Below are 20385 nucleotides of genomic sequence, written 5' to 3'. Positions count from 1 at the left end.
TCATGCCATTCTGGATCGAAGCATTGGTGGCGTTTTTTCTGTTGGTCGGCTGCTCGTTTGCGCTGATCGGCGCCATTGGCCTGTACCGCCTGCCGGACTTCTTCACTCGCCTGCACGGCCCTACCAAAGCCACCACGCTGGGCGTCGGCAGCATGGTGGTGGCGTCGATGATCTTCTTCGGTAGCCACGAAGAGGGACTGAGCTTCCACGAGCTGCTGATTACCCTGTTCCTGTTCATCACCGCCCCGGTCAGTGCGCACATGCTCGCCAAGGCGGCGATGCAGCAGAAGGTCAAACTGGTACGTCGCACCCGTGGGCGGCCCTGGGAGTCCTGAACTGGGCTGCCGGTTTGCCGCCTGACTGTGCCTGTCGGCGGCTCTGCATCACTTCTACACTGCGTCAGTCCTGATCCCGAACGAGGCCTGGCAGATGCAGTGGCAAATACGCGCGGCGACCGCCGCTGACATCCAAGCGCTTTGTGCGCTGATCTTCGAACACGGCCCCAACCCGTGGAATCACCTACCGCGCGCCGAAGTGACTGCCCATTTGCATGGCATCGCCGATGGCAGCACGCGCGCGCTGCTGGCGGAGGGCGAGGGTGGGTTGCTGGGGTTCGTCAGCCACGTGCGTACCACCTGGTTCCACGAGTATCAGCCCCTGGGCCGAGGCGATGACGAGCACGCTTATATCTGCGAGGCGGTGACCCACCGTGACATGGCAGGGCGCGGGCTGGGTTCGGCGTTACTGCGCCAGGTGGTGACGGATATCCGCAGCGAGGGCATCAGCGATATCTATATCGACCGCCATGAGGAGAACGCCGCTTCGGCGGGCATGATGCGCAAGGCCGGATTCGTCGAGATCACCCGTTACGATGATCCCGAGCGCCGGCCCAATGGCTCGCGGCGTACCAGCTTGTGCCGCTGGCAGCCGGATTAGCCGGCCAGTAGCGCCCGTGCCACGCCCTCGGCAACGCGGATACCGTCGACACCGGCGGAAAGAATGCCGCCGGCGTAACCGGCACCTTCGCCAGCCGGGAACAGGCCGCGCACGTTGAGGCTCTGCAGGTCTTCACCGCGGGTGATGCGCAGCGGCGACGAGGTACGGGTTTCGATGCCGGTAAGCACCGCATCGTGCAGGTCGAAGCCCCTGATCTGCTTGCCGAAGGCCGGCAGGGCCTCGCGGATCGCCTCGATGGCGAAGTCCGGCAGGGCCGCTGCCAGATCGCCCAGCTTGATCCCCGGCTTGTAGGACGGCTCGACGCTGCCCAGGGCTTCGCTCGGCTTGCCAGCGATGAAGTCGCCCACCAGCTGACCCGGTGCTTCGTAGTTGCTGCCGCCCAGCACGTAGGCATGGGACTCCAGACGCTCCTGCAGCTCGACCCCGGCCAGCGGGCCACCGGGGTAATCCTGCTCAGGGGTAATGCCCACCACAATGCCGGCGTTGGCATTGCGTTCGTTGCGCGAGTACTGGCTCATGCCGTTGGTCACCACGCGATGCGGCTCGCTGGTGGCGGCCACCACGGTGCCGCCCGGGCACATGCAGAAGCTGTACACCGAGCGGCCGTTCTTGGCGTGGTGCACCAGCTTGTAATCGGCAGCGCCGAGTTTCGGGTGACCGGCGTACTTGCCGAGGCGGGCGCGGTCGATCAGCGACTGGGGGTGTTCGATACGGAAACCTACCGAGAAGGGCTTGGCTTCCATGAACACGCCGCGCTTGTGCAGCGCGCGGAAGGTGTCCCGAGAACTGTGGCCGAGGGCCAGGATGACGTGGCGGCTGTGCACCTGTTCGCCGTTCTCCAGTTCCACGCCGACCAGTTGACCGTCTTCGATCAGCACATCACTGACACGTTGCTGGAAGCGTACTTCGCCGCCCAGCGCCTTGATCTCTTCGCGCATGGTGGCGACCACGCCGGTCAGGCGAAAGGTACCGATATGCGGCTTGCTGACATAGAGGATCTCCTCCGGCGCACCGGCCTTGACGAATTCCTCCAGCACCTTGCGGCCGTAGTGGTTCGGGTCCTTGATCTGGCTGTACAGCTTGCCGTCGGAAAAGGTCCCTGCGCCGCCTTCGCCGAACTGCACGTTGGACTCCGGGTCGAGGACCTTCTTGCGCCACAGGCCCCAGGTGTCCTTGGTGCGCTGACGCACTTCCTTGCCACGTTCGAGGACGATCGGCTTGAGGCCCATCTGTGCCAGCAGCAGGGCCGCGAAGATACCGCAAGGGCCGAAGCCGATCACCAGCGGGCGCTGTTGCGGTTGCTGCTCGGCAGGAATGCTCAGCGGTTTGTAACGCACGTCCGGGGCGATGCCGAGATTGCGGTCGTTGCTCAGGCGCGCCAGCAGCGCCGCTTCGTCGCGCACGCTGAAATCGAGGGTGTAGATGAACGGCATGTCGCCGGACTTCTTGCGCGCATCGTAGCTGCGCTTGAACACGCTGAACTCGAGCAGTTCGCTGTCTTCGATACCCAGCCGCTCGACCAGGGCTGGGCGCAGTGCGTCGTCGGCATGGTCGAGGGGCAGTTTCAGTTCGGTGATGCGCAGCATGTGGAGTCCACCTATCAGGGCCGGAGGTCACCCGGCAGCTTTTCGAGGGCGGCGATTATGGACGAAAAAAGCCAGTCAGGCTGCAGTTCGCGCGTCGCAGTCGACAGGGGGCAATTGCAAATGCACAGATAGCGAGCCTAGGGACGCTTGGCCGTGCGCCATGATGATTCTGGAAGTGGAGCGGCTACCAGTCTCTTACTCGCGTTTGCTTACGATTTGCCGGTGTTGCCCGGCGCAGGGAGTTGTTAGGGTCTTGGCTCACCTTTCATAGGGATATCAAGGGGATAACATGAGCGAGCAACCCAGGAGCGACGCAGCTCCGGTCAGCGTTCTGCTGGCCACCGACCTGAGCGTGCGTTGCGATCGCGCACTGGATCGGGCCGCGCAACTGGCCGTTGAATGGCAGGCCATGCTGGTAGGTGTCAACGTACTGGAAACAGGCCAGGCGCCGGATCTGGTACTCGGTTGGGCCAGCGCTCGGGACGACGCGAGCCTGGCGCGCTTCGCCGAGCAGCGGTTGCAGGAGGATCTCGCCGGCCTCGACGTGCCTGTGCGGCTGCGTATCGAGCGTGGCGAACCGGTGCAGGCCATCGCCAAGGCGGCGCGGGAAACCGGCAGCGCACTGGTGGTGACCGGCGTTGCCAGCAACGAGCTATGGGGCCGGCTGTTGCTCGGCTCCACCGTCGAGTCACTGATCCGGCAACTGCCACAGCCCTTGCTGGTGGTTCGCCAGCGGCCGCGCGGCCGCTACCAGCGCATTCTGGTCGCCACCGACTTTTCCGATTCGTCGCGCCATGCATTGCATGCCGCTGCCCGCTACTTTCCGGACCGCGAGCTGGTGCTCTATCACGCCACCGAAGCGCCGATGTCCGACCGTCTGGAGCGAGTGATCGACGGGCAGACGCGTCAGCATATCGAAGAGGGCGATTACGCGGCCTTTCTTGCGGCCAGCGATCTGCCGGAGGGGGCGGGCACGCGTATCCGCATCGTCATCGAACAGGGTTCGTTGGGAGCTTCACTGAGCCACTACGTGCGTGAGCATGCGGTGGATCTGGTGGTGATGGGCACCCACGGCCGCAGCGGGCTGATGAACGTGTTGTTGGGCAGTGCGGCCAGCGAACTGCTGCAGTGGGTGCCGTGCGACACGCTGGTCGTGCGCGAGCCCCGCGCCGGCGAGTAGTTAGCGCGCTTGCAGCCAGCGCCGACGCTGCTCGGCATCGTGGAACGTCCAGGCCACGAAGCGGCTCTGCTTCTGGCCCTGGCTCATTTCCACGGTCCGCGTTTCCACGGCGCCGACTTTCTTCAGTGTGGCGTACACGCCAGGCAGGTTGCCGGATTTGGAGATCAGCGTGCTGAACCACAGCACCTGCTCGCGGTGATCGGCGCTTTCACGAATCAGCCGGGCGACGAATGCCGCTTCGCCGCCCGGACACCACAGCTCGGCAGCCTGGCCGCCGAAGTTCAGCACCGGCAGCTTGCGCTTGGGGTCGAGCTTGCCGAGGTTGCGCCATTTGCGCTTGCTGCCGCTGGCGGCTTCGTCCGCCGAGGCGTGGAAGGGCGGGTTGCACAGGGTCAGTTCGAAGCGCTCCTCAGGCTTTAGCAGGCCGCTGAACACATGCCCGGCATCGGGTTGCAGGCGCAGGTCGATCTGTTCGCTAAGGCCTTGATTCGACTGCACGATGGCCTTCGCCGAGGCGATGGCCTGAGAGGCGATATCGGCACCCAGAAAATGCCAGCCGTACTCGCGGTTGCCGAGTAGCGGGTAGATGCAGTTGGCGCCTACGCCGATATCCAGCGCCCGTATCGTCGCTCCTCTGGGGATCTCGCCGGTGTTGTCGGTCGCCAGTAGATCGGCCAGGTAATGCAGGTAATCCGCACGCCCGGGAATGGGCGGGCACAGGTAGTCCGCCGGAATGTCCCAGTGCGTGATGCCATAGAACTGCCGGAGCAGCGCGCGGTTGAACACCTTCACCGCCGCCGGATTGGCGAAATCGATGCTCTCCTTGCCATATGGATTGATGATCACGAACGCCGCCAGCTCCGGACTGGTCTTGATCAGCGCTGGAAAGTCATAACGCCCCTGATGGCGGTTGCGCGGATGCAACTGGCCCTTGTCGGCTGACGGGGCGGATGGTTTCGGTGGGCGTTTGGCGGACATGCTGATGGATCACGGCAGGGGTGGGGGCGTATTTTCCCACAGGTGATAGTGGTGTGCTTGCCGGCTTTTCGCCGATCCCTGGAAAACCGCAGCGAGCTGCCCTCGGTTGTCGGGATGCGTACTGACTCAGGTCAAGGGGCTACTGCCTGCGCAGCTCTAGACTGGCTCCATCTAGGGGAATGACAGGGAGGCCGGACATGGCCTATCTCAGATGGAGCGATGACCTGAATACCGGAATCGCGGTGATCGACGGCCAGCACCGGCGTATCGTCGACATGATCAATGAGCTGTACGTCGCTCAGCAGGAGGGTGCGCGCGACGGCGTGGCCCTGGTGATCGAGGAGCTGGTGGATTACACCACCTCGCACTTCGCCTTCGAAGAGGCGATGCTCGAGGAGGCCGGCTACGTCTTCACCAAGGCCCACAAGCGGGTGCACGACATTTTCATCAAGCGGGTCGACGATTACCGCACGCGATTCAAGCAGGGCGAAGACGTCTCCGACGAATTGCGCAGCCTGCTCGGCCGCTGGCTGTTCGGGCATATCCGCAACGACGACCAGAACTACGTGGCCGCGGTCACCGAAAACCTCCGCCGCCTGGCCGCCGACAAGACCGAAGAGGGGTGGTTGAGCCGCGCCAAGCGCCGCTTCTTCCACGCGGCGTAGCGGGCTGTTCCAAGGTCGTGATCGTTTCTCACGCTCCGCCTTGGATGCGGCCGATTGGTGGGCTGAAGCGGATCGCCGCCCGGCCCCCCTACGATCCTGTGCGGGCTGTAGGGTGGGCTTCAGCCCACCAAATCGAAGGACCGCCCGCTAGAGCGGGAAGATCCACGGCACCATTACCACGCTGACGATCATCACCAGGATGGTGAACGGCACGCCGATACGCACGAAATCCCCGAAACGGTACTGCCCCGGCCCAAGCACCAGGGTATTCACCGGCGACGAGATCGGTGTCATGAAGGCAGCCGAGGCGGCCAGGGCGACCGTCATGGCGAAGGGCACGGGTGACGCTCCCAGTGCCTGGGCCGTGGCGATCGCCACCGGAGCCATCAGCACCGCCGTGGCGGTATTGGAGATGAACAGGCCGATGAGGGCGGTGACAGCGAACAGGCTGGCGAGGATCACCCGCGGCCCGGCTTCGCCGAGCGCACCGACCAGCCCGTTGACCGCCAGATCGATTCCTCCGGTTTTCTGCAGGGCCAGGGCGAACGGCAGCATGCCGACGATAAGAATCAGGCTCGGCCAGTGGATCGACCGGTAAGCGCTGGGCATGTCGACGCAGCGGAAGGCGCCCATCAGCAGGCAACCGATCAGTGCGGCCATGACATTGGGCACCAGGCCGCTGATCATCAGGCCGACCATCACCGCCAGGCTCAGCAGGGCATAGGGTGCCTGGCGCGCGGCGGGAGCCACTTCATCGACTTCGGCGGGCAGGCTGAGTACCAGAAAGTCGCGATTGAGGCTTTGCAGGTGATGGATCCGCTTCCAGCTGCCAGCCACAAGCAGGGTGTCGGCGTGGGTCAGCTTCTCGTCCACCAGCAGGCCTTCGAGCGCCTGACCATGACGGCGCAGGCCGACCACGTTGAGCTTGTAACGGCTGCGCAGACCGAGCTCCTGAATGCTTTTGCCCGGCAGGTGCGATTCCGGCGGCAACGCCACTTCGGCCAGCCCCAGTTCATGGGAGTGCACGCTGTAGTAGGAATTGCGCAGCGGCAACGCTTCCAGGCCCAGCTCCTGATAGGCGCCGAGCAGGGCGATGGCCGGGCTGGCCAGGTCGACCAGCAGCACGTCACCGGCCTGAAGTTGAGTATTGCCGGTCGCCATCAGCAGTAGAGTGCGGAACTGCCGCTGACGCTCCACGGCGATCACGTTGATGCCGTACTGCGAGCGCAGGTGCAGCTCGTCCAGCGCCTGGTTGGCAAGCGGCGAATCGGCGCGCACGCGCAGACGTCGTTCGCGCTCGTTGAGGCGGTAGCTGTTGGCCAGATCGCTCAGGGTCAGTCGCGGCGGTACAGAGGCGTCACCGTCGGCATCACGCTGCAACCAGCGACGTGTGGCAAGCATGTAGAGCACGCCCAGTACCAGCACGGCGAGCCCGATTGGGGTGAAGCTGAAGAAGTCGAAGCCCGGCAGGCCAGCGCGAAGCAGCTCGCTGTGCACCACCATGTTCGGCGGCGTGGCCACCAGGGTCAGCATGCCGCTGATCAGGCCGGCGAACGCCAGTGGCATCATCAGCCGGCCCGGTGCGATCTTCAGACGCGCCGCCACACCCAGCACCACCGGAATGAAGATCGCCACCACGCCGGTCGAACTCATCACCGAGCCAAGCCCGGCCACTGCCACCATCAGCAGGACCAGCAGGCGGGTTTCGCTGCTGCCTGCTTTGGCCACCAGCCAGTCGCCGAGACGGTAGGCGATACCGGTGCGCACCAGGCCTTCACCGATCACGAACAGCGCGGCAATCAGGATCACGCTGGGGTCGCTGAAGCCGGCCAGGGTTTCCTGCATGCTGAGCACGCCGGTCATCGGCAGGGCGACGATGATGATCAGTGCGACCACGTCCATGCGTGGCTTGTCGAGGACGAACAGCACCACTGCGGTGAACAGCAGGCCCAGCACCATGAAGAGGTCTAGGGTCATTCTGGCTCCTTGCCCGATCTCTTGCTCTGGCCGTTACTCAGGCCTTGGCGCGAGATCGTCTGAGTTTGCTGCAGTGTTTCAGGGGTAGCCGAGAACGGCCTTGACCTGCTGCAGATTGGCGGCGATCCAGCCTTTGTCGATGGCGCCCCAGTCGCGGATCACGTAGTGGCCTGCATTGTTGCGTTCGCCGTCCTGTTGCTGGAACTGGCAATCGATATCCAGCTCTTCCAGCGCGCTCAGGGTGTCCTGTGCGGTACGCCTGGGCATGCCGGTGGTGGCCATCAGCGCCGGCACGCTGTCGGCCGCGCCACTGTCGATCAACCAGGCGACGTAGAGACGGCGGTAGAAACTGGTCTTGGTCTTGCTCACTTCCATTTGCAGGGGCCCGATCATGTGGGGAGTTTCGAGGATACTGCGTGCCGGGCCGGGATAACAAACCGCCTGACCACAAACGACAACGGCCTGCCGGGCTTTAGCCACGGCAGGCCGTTGTCAGTTGCGCACTGGATACAGGATGTTGAAAAACGCAGGCGAGGCAGCCAGCGCAATACCGACGGCGGCCCCGCGAAGGTAGGCAAAAAAGCGCAGTGTACGAGTCGTACATGAGCATTTTTTGCCTGCCTTCAACGCTGCGAAGGCAACGCAGGTAGTTTTTCAGCCGCCTGGTTACAGGCTGGCGATCTTGCCGCGCTGCTCCACCAGATTGGCCAGCGCCTGCTCGGCTTCGGCCAGCTTGGCGCGTTCCTTCTCCAGTACTTCAGCCGGCGCCTTGGCGACGAAGCCCTCGTTGGCCAGCTTGCCGCCGACCCGTTTGGCTTCACCTTCCAGGCGCTGGATTTCCTTGTCCAGGCGCGCCAGTTCGGCTTCCTTGTCGATCAGCCCGGCCATCGGCACCAGGACCTGCATGTCGCCGACCAGGGCAGTGGCGGACATCGGTGCCTGTTCGCCGGCTGCCAGTACCTTCACCGACTCGAACTTGGCCAGCTTGTTGAGCAGCGGGGCGTTGTCGTTCAGGCGACGCAAGTCTTCGGCATTGGCGTTGGCGAGGATGACGTCGATGCGCTTGGCCATGGAGATCTTCATCTCGCCACGGATCTGCCGCACGCCGAGCATCAGTTGCTTGACCCACTCGATGTCGCCCTCGGCGGCCGCGTCGATGCGGCTTTCGTTGGCCACCGGCCAGGGTTGCAGCATCAGCGTTTCGCCGCTGACGCCGGCTTGGCCCTTGATGCGCTGCCAGATTTCTTCGGTGATGAACGGCATGAACGGGTGAGCCAGGCGCAGGATCACTTCCAGCACACGCACCAGCGTGCGGCGGGTGCCGCGCTGGCGCTCGATGGGGGCGTTCTCGTCCCACAGCACCGGCTTGACCAGTTCAAGGTACCAGGCGCAGTACTCGTCCCAGACGAATTCGTACAGGGCCTGGGTGGCCAGGTCGAAGCGGAAGGCGTCGAGGTGGCGGGTCACGTCCTGCTCGCAACGCTGCAGGGCGGAGATGATCCAGCGATCGACCGGCGACAGATCCACGGCTTCATCATTGATGCCGGTGTCCTGGCCATCGGTGTTCTCGATGACGAAGTTGGCAGCGTTCCACAGTTTGTTGCAGAAGTTGCGATAGCCCTCGACGCGGCCCATGTCGAACTTCACGTCGCGGCCGGTGGTGGCCAGCGAGCAGAAGGTGAAACGCAGGGCGTCGGTGCCGTAGCTGGCGATGCCTTCCGGGAATTCTGCCTTGGTCTGCTTGGCGATCTTCTCGGCGAGCTTGGGCTGCATCATGCCGCTGGTGCGTTTGGCCAGCAGGGTTTCCAGATCGATGCCGTCGACGATATCCAGCGGATCGAGGACGTTGCCCTTGGACTTGGACATCTTCTGGCCCAGGCCGTCGCGCACCAGACCGTGAACGTAGACGGTCTTGAACGGGATCTGCTTGGTCAGGTGGGTGGACAGCATGATCATCCGGGCAACCCAGAAGAAGATGATGTCGAAACCGGTAACCAGCACGTCGGTCGGGTGGAAGGTCTTCAGGAAGTCGGTCTCTTCCGGCCAGCCGAGGGTGGAGAAGGTCCACAGGCCGGAGCTGAACCAGGTATCCAGTACGTCGTCGTCCTGGCGCAGCGGGATGTCGCCCAGGTTGTGCTTGGCGCGTACTTCCGCTTCGTCACGACCCACAAAGACATTGCCTGCCTGGTCGTACCAGGCCGGAATGCGGTGGCCCCACCACAGCTGACGGCTGATGCACCAGTCCTGGATGTCGCGCATCCAGCTGAAGTACATGTTCTCGTACTGCTTGGGCACGAACTGGATTTCACCGTTCTCGACCACTTCGATGGCCTTCTCGGCCAGCGGCTTGGTGGACACGTACCACTGATCGGTCAGCCACGGCTCGATGATGGTGCCGGAGCGGTCGCCCTTCGGCACTTTCAGGGCGTGGTCGTCGATCTTTTCCAACAGGCCGAGGGTATCGAACGCGGCGACGATCCGCTTGCGTGCTTCGAAACGGTCCAGGCCAGCGTACTCGGCAGGCAGGCTGGCATCGAGCAGGGCGTTGACGCTGCCGTCGATGTTGAAGATCTGCGCACCCGGCAGCACGGCTGCGTCCTGGTCGAAGATGTTGATCAGCGGCAGGTTGTGGCGCTTGCCGACTTCATAGTCGTTGAAGTCATGGGCCGGAGTGATCTTCACGCAGCCGGTGCCGAATTCCGGGTCGCAGTAGTCGTCCGCGATGATCGGGATGCGGCGGCCAAGCAGCGGCAGTTCGACGTACTGGCCGATCAGAGCCTTGTAGCGTTCGTCTTCCGGGTTCACGGCGACGGCGGCGTCACCCAGCATGGTTTCCGGGCGCGTGGTGGCGACGATCAGGTAGTCGGCGCCTTCGGCGGTCCTGTTGCCGTCAGCCAGCGGGTAGCGCAGGTTCCACAGGTGGCCTTTCTCGTCGTGGCTTTCCACTTCCAGGTCGGAAATGGCGGTGTGGAACTTGGTGTCCCAGTTGACCAGGCGCTTGCCGCGGTAGATCAGGCCATCCTCGTGCAGGCGCACGAAGGCTTCCTTGACCGCCTCGGACAGGCCGTCGTCCATGGTGAAACGCTCGCGCGACCAGTCCACGGACGAGCCCAGACGACGAATCTGCCGGGTGATGTTGCCACCGGACTCGGCTTTCCACTCCCAGACCTTGTCGAGGAATTTCTCGCGGCCCAGATCATGGCGATCGATACCCTGGGCGCCCAGTTGGCGTTCCACCACCATTTGCGTGGCGATGCCGGCGTGATCGGTGCCCGGCTGCCACAAGGTGTTGCGGCCTTGCATGCGGCGGAAGCGGATCAGGGCATCCATGATCGCGTTGTTGAACCCGTGGCCCATGTGCAGGCTGCCGGTCACGTTCGGTGGCGGGATCATGATGGTGTAAGGCTCACCGGAGCCCTGCGGGGCGAAGTAGCCCTTCGCCTCCCAGTTTTCGTACAGGGCGGTTTCGATGGCGTGGGGCTGGTAGGTCTTGTCCATGCGCGGCGGGACCCTTCTGGCGTCTGATCGGAAAAGCCGAACAGTATAACGCCTATGAGCGGCAAGCCATAAGCGGCTAGCGACAAGTTGAGCGCGAGTTTTTCTCTCGCGCTTCGACGCTTGCGGCTTGCGGCAGCTTTCGGGCTATTTGCGCGGTGGCAGCAGACGATGCAGGCGAGCCTGCAGGCGGCGTTTGAGCTCGGCTTCGATCTGCGGCACGAAGTCGTCGATCACGTCCTGCAGCAGCAACTGGGCGGCGGCGCGCAGTTCGCTGTCCAGACGGTTGATCTCGTTGTCCCGGCCAATGGCGCGTTGCACCGTCTGGCGCAGCTCGTCTTCCGATGCCATGCCGGCAACTGCCCCACTGGCTGCCACTGGCTGCGGGCTGGGGGCGGCGGCATGCACCACATCGGAGAGCAGCGGAATATCGTCGGGATCGAATTTTTCGGTCAGCAAGGGCGGATCGAGGTCGTCATCCAGCAGTTCGCGAATCGACTCGAGATCGTTCAGCAGGGCGCCGGGCTTGTGTGGTGGGTTCAGATTGTCCATGGGGAGAATTTACAGTTCGACACGTTTGGGATCATAGCCCCGTTGACGGTAGCTGCGGAAATTCTCCCGGCAGGCGGTCAGCAGGTCGGGTTCCTGGTTGACGATCTCGATCACTCGACTGAAATGCTCGATGTGTGGGCTGAGCGTACTGCCCAGGTTGATCAGCACGCCCTGAGTCGCCTCGGGCGCCTCGTCGACACCGATCACGATGGGCGATTTCGGGTCGTCCTGATGCAGATCGTGGGGAATGAAGCTTTCCTGGCGAGCCCGCCAGAGCAGCTCGTCGAGCTCGCTGCATTGGGCCGCGTCGCTGCCACGCAGAAACACCGGCAAGCCATGACGCCAGGCCTTGCCGGCAAGCTGACAGGCCGCGCGCAGGCGCTCGGCCGTGGTGCTCGACGACAGTACGTAGAATTCTATTCGGGGCATGTAAGGTATCCGCAGACAGCCATCAGGCCGTGCGCCGCCAGCCGGCGGCGCACGGCTCAGGCTGCTATCAGCGCTGCTCCTGCGGTACGCGATCGAGCAGGTACTGGGTCAGCAGGGGGACTGGGCGGCCAGTGGCGCCCTTGTCCTTGCCGCCACTGATCCAGGCCGTACCGGCGATGTCCAGGTGGGCCCAGCGATAGCTCTTGGCGAAGCGCGACAGGAAGCAGCCCGCGGTGATGGTGCCGGCCTTGGGGCCGCCGATATTGGCGATGTCGGCAAACGGGCTGTCCAGTTGCTCCTGGTATTCGTCGTACAACGGCAACTGCCAGGCGCGATCATCGGCGTGGCGGCCTGCAGCGAGAATCTCGCCAACCAGGTCGTCATCGTTGCCCATCAGGCCGGACACGTTGCTGCCCAGGGCGACGATGCAGGCGCCGGTGAGGGTGGCGATATCGATCACCGCCTGCGGCTTGAAGCGTTCCGCGTAGGTCAGTGTGTCGCACAGCACCAGACGGCCTTCGGCGTCGGTGTTGAGGATTTCCACGGTCTGCCCACTCATGGTGGTGACGATATCGCCAGGGCGGGTGGCACCGCCGCTGGGCATGTTCTCGGCACAGGCGAACAGGCATACCAGGTTGATCGGCAGCTGCAGCTCCAGCACGGCGCGCAGGGTACCGAACACGCTGGCGGCGCCGCACATGTCGTATTTCATCTCGTCCATGCTGGCGGCGGGTTTGATGCTGATGCCGCCGGTATCGAAGGTGATGCCTTTACCGACCAGTACGTAGGGCTTGTCGCCCTTCTTCGCGCCCTGATAATTGAGCACGATCATCCGCGGTGGCTGATCGCTGCCCTGGGCGACGGCGAGGAAAGCGCCCGCGCCGAGCGCCTGCAGCTTCTTCTCGTCGAGGATGTCGACCTTGAGGTTCTTGTGCGCCTTGACCAGTGCCTTGGCTTGCTCGGCCAGGTAGCTGGGGTGGCAGATGTTCGGCGGCAGATTGCCCAGGTCCTTGGTCAGCGCCATGCCGATGGCGATGGCGCGAGCCTCGGTGGTCGCGCGCTCGACGTCGGCGACACTGGCCTTGTCGGTGATCAGGGTGATTTTCTTCAGCGCGCCAGGCGTGGCCTTCTGGCTCTTGAAACGGTCGAACTGGTAGCCAGCGTCTGCCAGGCTTTCCACCAGCAGACGAGCCTTGCCGTAGGCGTCGCGGTTCTTCACCTGGACATCCTGCAGGGCGAACAGGGCGTCGCTGCCACCGAGGTTCTTCAGTACCCCGTAGACGGCCGCGATCAGTTTGCGCAACTGGCGGTCGGAGAGCTCGGCGTCCTTGCCGGTGCCGACCAGCAGCACCCGCTCTGCCTTGAGATTCGGCAGGCCGTGGGCCAGCAGCGTCTGGCCAGGCTTGCCAGCCAGGTCGCCGCGCTTGAGCAGGGCACTGATCGCGCCACCGCTGGCAGCATCCACCGCTTTGGCAGTGGCACCGAGGATTGCACCTTCACCGACTGGAATGACCAGCGTGGCGGTTTTCAATGTTTCCGGGCGAGCGCTTTTGACAATAAATTCCATGCGTGGTGTCCCCAAGACAACGAGTCGCGAATGCAGGGTGATTTACGGCGGTTCTGCTAACGGCCTCCGTTCAAAGGCGCGTTGGTGACCGACAGACTAGCTGTACCTGCCGTACCGATCGACAGCTTAGTCAGTTCTGACCAGCCACCTTCATGATTGATCCATCGAGCCGAGGCGCCCCAGGCACCTCTGGCGTTGCCCGGCAGGTTCGTTTGCCGGGCAGGTAGTCGCTTGCATGCGTCGAGGTATCGTACAGGCGGCGTTGGCGGATGCCCAGCCTTCAGGGCTGCTCGATCGCCACCCGGCCGTGCCGCCCGGTCACGGTTGCCGGTACCCGTGGCAGGGTGAAAAGTGCCTGCGCGAGGCTATCGTTGACGCTGGCCTTCACCTTTTTCATCGCCTTCGATAGCGTGTGAATCCAGCTCACTGCCCAGGTCAAATCCATGATCGCCATTCGACCCATGACAATCGCCGATCATGAGGCATTGATGCACCTCATGAAACATACGCCAGGGGTGTCGTTGCGAGACGCGGACTCACTGGAGGCAACGGCAAGGTATCTGCTGCGAAACCCCGGCCTGAGTTTCGTTGCCGAGCACGGGGCGGTCATCTGCGGGTGCGTCATGTGCGGACACGACGGGCGTCGTGGTTATCTCCAGCATCTGCTGGTAATTCCTGAGTACCGTCATCGGGGAATCGCCAGCAGGCTTGTGGAAAGCTGCATTCTCGGTCTCGAAAGCCTTGGCATACGCAAGTGTCATCTGGATGTATTGAAGGACAATGAGGCCGCAGCTGGCTATTGGGTCAGTCAGGGGTGGCAACTGCGCCGTGACATCGATCGATACTCCTTTACCCGGCCAGGGGATGAAAATGCCTGACGACAATGCTTTCGCGCTCATCGCTCGCTGCCCCATGACCTGCGCGTGCACCGTCTCCTGCGTTCGCGCCTGGCGGCGATGTTGATGGGGGTGTGAGCGTCGTTGCTCCGCGTTTCGTGCGTTGGGCAATGGGCGTATTCGAACGGATCGCACCCGCTTGCGGTCTAGAAATGGCGCGCCCATGTTCCTCAGTGACACGCCGATCCAATCGCAGGATAATGGCGACAATTTTTTCGCGGGTTCGCCTAATACGCGTACCGGCATGCAGTGCGGCGGGTTCGAGCGCCGCCGCCTGAGCCTGACAACCCTGGAGTGTCTGTTTGATCGTCTTCCGATATTTGTCCCGAGAGGTTCTGGTTACCTTGAGTGCGGTCAGTGCCGTGCTGCTGGTGATCATCATGAGTGGCCGCTTCATCAAGTACCTGGCCCAGGCGGCTCAGGGGATACTCGATCCGAGCGTGCTGTTCCTGATCATGGGCTTTCGTCTGCCCGGCTTTCTGCAACTGATTCTGCCGCTGGGGCTATTCCTCGGTTTCCTGCTGGCTTACGGGCGTCTGTATCTGGACAGCGAGATGACCGTGCTGTCGGCAACCGGCATGAGCCAGCAGCGGCTGTTCGTCTACAGCCTGGCACCGGCTACCGTGGTGGCGCTGCTGGTTGCCTGGTTGAGCATGGGGCTGGCGCCTCAGGGCGTTTCCCAGGTGGCCAAGATCTTCAACGAGCAGGACGCGCTGACCGAGTTCGATACGCTGGTGCCGGGGCGCTTCCAGTCCATGCGCAATGGTTCGCGGGTCACCTACACCCAGGAACTGTCGGAAGATCGCACCGAACTGGGTGGTATCTTCATCTCCGACAAGCGTTTGTCCCGCGCTGGTGACAAGGAGCGCGGCATCACCGTGCTGGTGGCCGAGAATGGTCGTCAGGAAGTGCAGAGCGACGGCAGCCGTTACCTGATTCTGGAAAATGGCTATCGCTATGACGGCAATCCGGGGCAGGCCGATTACCGCGTCGTGCAGTACGACACCTACGGTGTGCTGCTGCCCAAGCCTTCGGTGACCGCAGACATCAGCGAGCGCGAAGCCATACCGACCTCGCAGCTGTTCGGCAGCGATGAGCCGCGTCTGCAGTCCGAATTGCAGTGGCGCCTATCCATTCCATTGCTGGTGTTCATCGTCACCCTGATGGCGGTGCCGCTGTCTCGGGTCAACCCGCGTCAGGGTCGCTTCCTCAAGTTGCTCCCGGCGATTCTGTTGTACATGACCTACCTCGGTTTGCTGGTAGCGGCACGCAGTGCGCTGGACAAAGGGCGCATTCCGCCAGCAGTCGGTCTGTGGGGCGTGCACCTGTTGTTCTTGGTGATCGGTCTGGCCCTGCTGTATTGGGAACCGATGCGCCTGAAGCTGGTAAGTCGTCGGGAGATCGCTCGTGGTTAAGCTGGATCGTTACATTGGCGCGCAGGTGCTGTTCGCCATTCTGGCTGTGCTCGGCATCATCGTCGGCCTGGCTCTGCTGTTCGCCTTCATCGACGAGCTGGGCGATATAGAAGGTAACTACAGCCTGGGCGATGCCCTGTGGTACGTCTTCCTCACGGCGCCGCGGCGTATCTACGACATGCTGCCCATGGCTGCACTGGTGGGCTGTCTGATCGGTCTGGGTACCCTGGCGAGCAACAGCGAACTGACCATCATGCGTGCCGCTGGCGTGTCCATCGGGCGCATCGTCTGGGGCGTGATGAAACCGATGCTGGCGCTCATGCTGGTCGGCATCCTGATCGGTGAGTATGTCGCCCCCTGGAGCGAGAACCAGGCTCAGGCCGGTCGTGCCATGGCGCAAGGCGGTGGTGAGGCGCAAACGTCCAAGCGTGGCATGTGGCATCGCCAGGGTCAGGAGTTCGTGCATATCAACGCCGTACAGCCCGATGGCGTGTTGTTCGGTGTGACGCGCTACCGATTCGATGATCAGCGTCGCCTGGAGTCGTCCAGCTTCGCTCGTCGCGCAACCTATGAAGGCAGCTACTGGCAGCTGGAAGATGTGGCGACCACCCAGTTCCACGAGCGCAGGACCGAAGTGGTCAGCGTGCCGAGCGAGCGCTGGGATATCGAACTCAATCCGCAGTTGCTCGGTACCGTGGTGCTGGAGCCTGAGGCGCTGTCGGTCAGCGGCCTGTGGCGTTACATTCACTACCTGAAAGAGCAGGGGCTGAACAATGGCCAATACTGGCTGGCGTTCTGGACCAAGGTGCTGCAGCCGCTGGTGACCGCGGCACTGGTGCTGATGGCGATCTCCTTCATCTTCGGGCCGTTGCGCTCGGTCACGCTCGGTCAGCGTGTGTTCACCGGTGTGCTGGTCGGCTTCGTGTTCCGTATCGCACAGGATCTGCTCGGTCCGTCGAGCCTGGTATTCGGCTTCTCGCCGCTGTTCGCGGTGCTGATCCCGGCTGGCATCTGCGCGGTGGCAGGCTTCTGGCTGCTGCGCCGCGCAGGCTGATCGGTCGCGTCTTCTCCCGGCTCGCGGGAGAGGGCGCGGTAGCACCCTCGGCGTTTGCTCTTCTCTTCAGGCAGGCATTCACGGTGGTGGAGGCCGGTCGTTCTGCTCTCGCTATTCGCGATGCGCGTTCTTCGGCAGTTGCACGGTAAGGCTGTCCGAATAGCGGTCGTGCCAGCTGAGTCTGCGTTTGTCGAAAAGTATCCACAGGTAGCCCAGCCCAAGGGTCAGCCCTGAAGCGATGGCGACCAGAAAGCGCAGCAATGCCTGCCACAGGCTGATCGCCGTGCCGTCTGCATTCTGTACACGTATACCCCAGACCTGCATGCCCAGCGTCTGGCCGTTGTGCGTCCAGAACTTGGCGAAGAAACCGAACAGGCTGAACAGCAACAGGGTGGATAGCAGGGGATCGCCGTCCAGCGCTCCGGCCTCTGACCATTGGCGTAACTGCGCTTCGCCGTAGATGGCCATCTGAATCAGCTTGTAGATGAAGGTGACGACGATCAGCAGGGCAATGCACAGAAAACTGTCGTAAAGCACCGCAGCCAGGCGGCGGCCCAGGCCGGCTGCGGGGAAGTCACCTTGCGGGCGCAGTGCATGTTTCGGCATGGAGGGCTCGTGATGTGGGTAGGGCAGGGCATACTAAATTGCAGGCATAAAAAAACCCCTGATATGCATCAGGGGTTTTTCAGACAGCGGCTTATTCCTGGACTTGAACTTGGTCAGCCTGCATGCCTTTTTGACCTTGTACAGCGACGAAGCTAACTTTTTGGCCTTCTTTCAGGCTCTTGAAGCCGTTACCTTCGATAGCGCGGAAGTGTACGAACAGATCCGGACCGCTTTCTGGAGTGATAAAACCAAAACCTTTCTCGTCGTTAAACCACTTGACGGTACCGTTCTGACGATTCGACATGTCTCTTTTCCTTGGAACTAGAGTTGATGACAGCCTCCATGTGTAGAGGACTGAAGACTGGTTGCAAGGAGTGTTGGAAGTCGAACGGGATGTAGCGGATCTTGAGCGATCTACTGCATCAGGTCACGATTCTCGGCGACCCATGCAAACACAGTGACTGAACTCTACGCTAACTCTGAAGCAAATGCCAACCCCTCGGGCACGCATAATCCCACGCAAGATTCGTGAGGCTTTAAGGCGAGTTCCGAGTTGGTTTTTTATAATGGCTAATTGATTGCGCGAAGAGGAGTCACGCAGCACAGCTTTGGTGCGAACTGTCACAAGTAGGTAACAGTTGAAGGATATATGGTGCCCCGGGGGAGACTCGAACTCCCACTTCTTTCGAAAACGGATTTTGAATCCGCCGCGTCTACCGGTTCCGCCACCGGGGCACAATGGCGGCGCAGTATAGGGAGCAAGTTGCCATTGGTCAATGCACTTGCGTGGTCACCGTGTAGGAATTCCGGTAAGCTGCTCCGCCCTGCAAGACGACACCTTTTCCACCATGCGCGTTGCCGACTTTCATTTCGAACTGCCAGATGAGCAGATCGCCCGCCACCCCCTTGCCGAACGCCGTGCCAGCCGCCTGCTGATTCTCGACGGTGCCAGTGGCGCGCTCGCGCATCGGCATTTCGCCGACCTGCTCGAGTACCTGCGCCCGGGTGACCTGATGGTGTTCAACAACACCCGCGTGATTCCGGCGCGGCTGTTCGGCCAGAAGGCGTCCGGTGGCAAGCTCGAGGTGCTGATCGAACGCGTGCTCGACGAGCATCGCGTGCTGGCCCATGTGCGTTCCAGCAAGTCGCCCAAGCCGGGCTCGACGATTGTCATCGAGGGTGGCGCTCAGGCGCAGATGGTCGCGCGTCACGATGCGCTGTTCGAACTGCGTTTCGACGAGGCGGTGTTGCCGCTGCTCGAGCGGGTCGGGCACATGCCGTTGCCTCCTTATATAGACAGGGCGGATGAAGATGCGGATCGCGAGCGCTATCAGACCGTCTATGCGCAGAAGGCCGGCGCCGTGGCGGCGCCTACCGCAGGCCTGCATTTCGACGATGAGTTGCTGGCGGCCTTGCGCGAGAGGGGCGTCGAGAGTGCCTTCGTCACGCTGCACGTCGGCGCAGGAACCTTTCAGCCGGTGCGTGTGGAGCGTATCGAAGATCATCACATGCACAGCGAGTGGCTGGAGGTCGGTCAGGACGTTGTCGACGCCGTCCAGGCGTGCCGCGCCCGCGGCGGTCGCGTCGTTGCCGTGGGCACGACCAGCGTCCGCTCGCTGGAAAGCGCAGCCCGCGATGGCGAGCTGAAACCCTTCAGTGGTGATACCGACATATTCATCTATCCTGGTCGGCCCTTCCACGTGGTCGATGCCCTGGTGACCAACTTCCATCTGCCCGAGTCGACCCTGCTGATGCTGGTATCGGCTTTCGCCGGCTATGCGGAAACCATGGCGGCCTACGCTCAGGCGGTGGCCGAGGGGTATCGCTTCTTCAGTTACGGTGATGCCATGTTCATCACCCGCAATCCCGCGCCACGCGGGCCCGAGGATCACCTATGACGCGCAGCTGCCGCATGTCCTTCGAACTGCTGGCCACCGATGGCAAGGCCCGTCGTGGTCGCCTGACTTTCCCCCGTGGCGTGGTCGAGACCCCGGCCTTCATGCCGGTTGGCACCTACGGCACGGTAAAAGGCATGTTGCCGCGCGATATCGAAGCCATCGGTGCGCAGATCATCCTCGGCAATACCTTTCACCTGTGGCTGCGCCCGGGTACCGAAGTCATCAAGCGTCATGGCGACCTGCATGACTTCATGCAGTGGCAGGGGCCGATCCTCACCGACTCGGGCGGCTTCCAGGTGTTCAGTCTGGGGGCGATGCGCAAGATCAAGGAGGAGGGCGTGACCTTCGCCTCGCCGGTCGACGGTTCCAAGGTGTTCATGGGCCCGGAAGAGTCGATGCAGGTGCAGCGCGATCTGGGGTCAGACATCGTGATGATCTTCGACGAGTGCACGCCGTATCCCGCCGAGTTCGATGTGGCCAAGACCTCAATGGAGCTGTCGCTGCGCTGGGCCAAGCGCTCCAAGGTCGCCCATGGTGACAGCACCGCGGCGCTGTTCGGTATCGTTCAGGGGGGCATGCACGAGTCGCTGCGCATGCGTTCGCTGGAGGGCTTGAGCGAGCTGGATTTCGACGGCCTGGCCATCGGCGGGTTGTCGGTCGGCGAGCCGAAGGAAGAGATGATCAAGGTGCTGGATTATCTGCCGGGGCAGATGCCCAGCGACAAGCCACGTTACCTGATGGGCGTCGGCAAGCCGGAAGATCTGGTCGAAGGCGTGCGCCGTGGTGTGGATATGTTCGACTGCGTGATGCCGACGCGCAATGCGCGCAACGGCCACCTTTTCATCGACACCGGCGTGCTGAAAATCCGCAATGCGTTTCACCGTCACGATGACTCGCCGCTGGATCCGACCTGCGACTGTTACACCTGCAAACACTTCTCGCGCGCCTATCTGCACCATTTGGATAAGTGCGGCGAAATGCTCGGCAGCATGTTGAATACAATCCACAACTTGCGTCATTACCAGCGCCTTATGGCTGGTTTGCGCGAGGCAATTCAACAGGGTACATTGGCCGCCTTTGTCGATGCCTTCTACGCCCGGCGCGGTCTGCCAACGCCGCCGCTGGATTGA

Annotated in this window: 20 protein-coding genes and 1 tRNA gene; 9 read left to right on the top strand and 12 right to left on the bottom strand. The window is 62.7% G+C overall.

Annotated elements, in window-relative coordinates; genetic code table 11:
• The first annotated feature begins 2 nt into the window (after positions 1 to 2).
• Positions 3 to 335, top strand: coding sequence for a Na+/H+ antiporter subunit G (locus ACT9T4_RS06510; RefSeq protein ID WP_042555267.1), 333 nt, complete (start codon positions 3 to 5; stop codon positions 333 to 335).
• Positions 336 to 429: 94 nt separating this feature from the next.
• Positions 430 to 936: a GNAT family N-acetyltransferase gene (locus ACT9T4_RS06505; RefSeq protein ID WP_042555268.1), complete on the top strand. Its 507-nt coding sequence runs from the start codon at positions 430 to 432 to the stop codon at positions 934 to 936.
• On the opposite strand, the gene ACT9T4_RS06500 is transcribed toward ACT9T4_RS06505, so the two are convergent.
• Complete coding sequence (locus ACT9T4_RS06500) at positions 933 to 2543, bottom strand: NAD(P)/FAD-dependent oxidoreductase (protein WP_042555269.1); 1611 nt, start codon at positions 2541 to 2543, stop codon at positions 933 to 935. The two genes, ACT9T4_RS06505 and ACT9T4_RS06500, sit on opposite strands and share 4 nt — an antisense overlap.
• A gap of 289 nt (positions 2544 to 2832) precedes the next feature.
• On the opposite strand from ACT9T4_RS06500, the gene ACT9T4_RS06495 reads away from it, so the two are divergent.
• Positions 2833 to 3723: a universal stress protein gene (locus ACT9T4_RS06495; RefSeq protein ID WP_042555270.1), complete on the top strand. Its 891-nt coding sequence runs from the start codon at positions 2833 to 2835 to the stop codon at positions 3721 to 3723.
• On the opposite strand, the gene rlmF is transcribed toward ACT9T4_RS06495, so the two are convergent.
• Positions 3724 to 4701, bottom strand: a complete 978-nt coding sequence (gene rlmF / locus ACT9T4_RS06490) for a 23S rRNA (adenine(1618)-N(6))-methyltransferase RlmF (protein WP_042555271.1) — start codon at positions 4699 to 4701, stop codon at positions 3724 to 3726.
• 197 nt (positions 4702 to 4898) lie between these two features.
• On the opposite strand from rlmF, the gene ACT9T4_RS06485 reads away from it, so the two are divergent.
• Positions 4899 to 5366, top strand: a complete 468-nt coding sequence (locus ACT9T4_RS06485; protein ID WP_499116140.1) for a bacteriohemerythrin — start codon at positions 4899 to 4901, stop codon at positions 5364 to 5366.
• Positions 5367 to 5513: 147 nt separating this feature from the next.
• Here ACT9T4_RS06485 and ACT9T4_RS06480 read toward each other — a convergent pair whose 3' ends face one another.
• The 7 genes from ACT9T4_RS06480 to ACT9T4_RS06450 all read right to left on the bottom strand — a co-directional run bounded on the left by ACT9T4_RS06480 (position 5514) and on the right by ACT9T4_RS06450 (position 13831).
• A complete protein-coding gene (locus ACT9T4_RS06480; RefSeq protein WP_499116138.1) occupies positions 5514 to 7343 on the bottom strand; it encodes an SLC13 family permease in 1830 nt (609 codons plus the stop codon).
• A 78-nt stretch (positions 7344 to 7421) separates the two neighbouring features.
• Positions 7422 to 7718 (bottom strand): winged helix-turn-helix domain-containing protein, encoded by a 297-nt coding sequence (locus ACT9T4_RS06475; RefSeq protein ID WP_499116210.1) that lies wholly within the window; start codon positions 7716 to 7718, stop codon positions 7422 to 7424.
• 291 nt (positions 7719 to 8009) lie between these two features.
• Positions 8010 to 10841: a valine--tRNA ligase gene (locus ACT9T4_RS06470; protein ID WP_499116136.1), complete on the bottom strand. Its 2832-nt coding sequence runs from the start codon at positions 10839 to 10841 to the stop codon at positions 8010 to 8012.
• 144 nt (positions 10842 to 10985) lie between these two features.
• On the bottom strand, positions 10986 to 11390 hold the full coding sequence (locus tag ACT9T4_RS06465; RefSeq protein ID WP_499116134.1) for a DNA polymerase III subunit chi: 405 nt from the start codon (positions 11388 to 11390) through the stop codon (positions 10986 to 10988).
• Positions 11391 to 11399: 9 nt separating this feature from the next.
• Complete coding sequence (locus ACT9T4_RS06460) at positions 11400 to 11819, bottom strand: DNA polymerase III subunit chi (protein ID WP_042555276.1); 420 nt, start codon at positions 11817 to 11819, stop codon at positions 11400 to 11402.
• Positions 11820 to 11886: 67 nt separating this feature from the next.
• On the bottom strand, positions 11887 to 13386 hold the full coding sequence (locus ACT9T4_RS06455) for a leucyl aminopeptidase (RefSeq protein ID WP_499116132.1): 1500 nt from the start codon (positions 13384 to 13386) through the stop codon (positions 11887 to 11889).
• Positions 13387 to 13666: 280 nt separating this feature from the next.
• Positions 13667 to 13831: a hypothetical protein gene (locus tag ACT9T4_RS06450; protein ID WP_499116131.1), complete on the bottom strand. Its 165-nt coding sequence runs from the start codon at positions 13829 to 13831 to the stop codon at positions 13667 to 13669.
• Between ACT9T4_RS06450 and ACT9T4_RS06445 the strand changes: the two genes are divergently transcribed.
• The 3 genes from ACT9T4_RS06445 to lptG all read left to right on the top strand — a co-directional run bounded on the left by ACT9T4_RS06445 (position 13830) and on the right by lptG (position 16751).
• A complete protein-coding gene (locus ACT9T4_RS06445) occupies positions 13830 to 14264 on the top strand; it encodes a GNAT family N-acetyltransferase (RefSeq protein WP_082045842.1) in 435 nt (144 codons plus the stop codon). The genes ACT9T4_RS06450 and ACT9T4_RS06445 overlap by 2 nt on opposite strands.
• Positions 14265 to 14584: 320 nt before the next feature.
• Complete coding sequence (gene lptF, locus ACT9T4_RS06440; RefSeq protein ID WP_042555280.1) at positions 14585 to 15697, top strand: LPS export ABC transporter permease LptF; 1113 nt, start codon at positions 14585 to 14587, stop codon at positions 15695 to 15697.
• The gene (gene lptG / locus ACT9T4_RS06435) at positions 15690 to 16751 is read left to right on the top strand and encodes an LPS export ABC transporter permease LptG (protein ID WP_042555281.1); all 1062 of its coding nucleotides are present in this window, start codon (positions 15690 to 15692) and stop codon (positions 16749 to 16751) included. Before lptF ends, lptG begins: the two co-directional genes overlap by 8 nt.
• Positions 16752 to 16862: 111 nt before the next feature.
• Here lptG and ACT9T4_RS06430 read toward each other — a convergent pair whose 3' ends face one another.
• The 3 genes from ACT9T4_RS06430 to ACT9T4_RS06420 all read right to left on the bottom strand — a co-directional run bounded on the left by ACT9T4_RS06430 (position 16863) and on the right by ACT9T4_RS06420 (position 18092).
• Positions 16863 to 17357 carry an RDD family protein gene (locus ACT9T4_RS06430; RefSeq protein WP_042555282.1) on the bottom strand — a complete coding sequence of 165 codons (495 nt, stop codon included), beginning with the start codon at positions 17355 to 17357 and terminating at the stop codon, positions 16863 to 16865.
• A gap of 91 nt (positions 17358 to 17448) precedes the next feature.
• Positions 17449 to 17661 carry a cold-shock protein gene (locus ACT9T4_RS06425; protein WP_010486675.1) on the bottom strand — a complete coding sequence of 71 codons (213 nt, stop codon included), beginning with the start codon at positions 17659 to 17661 and terminating at the stop codon, positions 17449 to 17451.
• Between the two features lie 346 nt (positions 17662 to 18007).
• A tRNA-Leu gene (locus ACT9T4_RS06420) sits at positions 18008 to 18092 on the bottom strand.
• Between the two features lie 113 nt (positions 18093 to 18205).
• Here ACT9T4_RS06420 and queA point away from each other — a divergent pair.
• Both queA and tgt read left to right on the top strand, forming a co-directional pair.
• Positions 18206 to 19255: a tRNA preQ1(34) S-adenosylmethionine ribosyltransferase-isomerase QueA gene (queA, locus tag ACT9T4_RS06415; protein WP_042555359.1), complete on the top strand. Its 1050-nt coding sequence runs from the start codon at positions 18206 to 18208 to the stop codon at positions 19253 to 19255.
• 14 nt (positions 19256 to 19269) lie between these two features.
• Positions 19270 to 20385 (top strand): tRNA guanosine(34) transglycosylase Tgt, encoded by a 1116-nt coding sequence (gene tgt / locus ACT9T4_RS06410; protein WP_179540005.1) that lies wholly within the window; start codon positions 19270 to 19272, stop codon positions 20383 to 20385.

Source organism: Pseudomonas sp. SZ40 (assembly GCF_052958135.1).
This window is presented reverse-complemented; position numbering and strand designations above follow the sequence as displayed.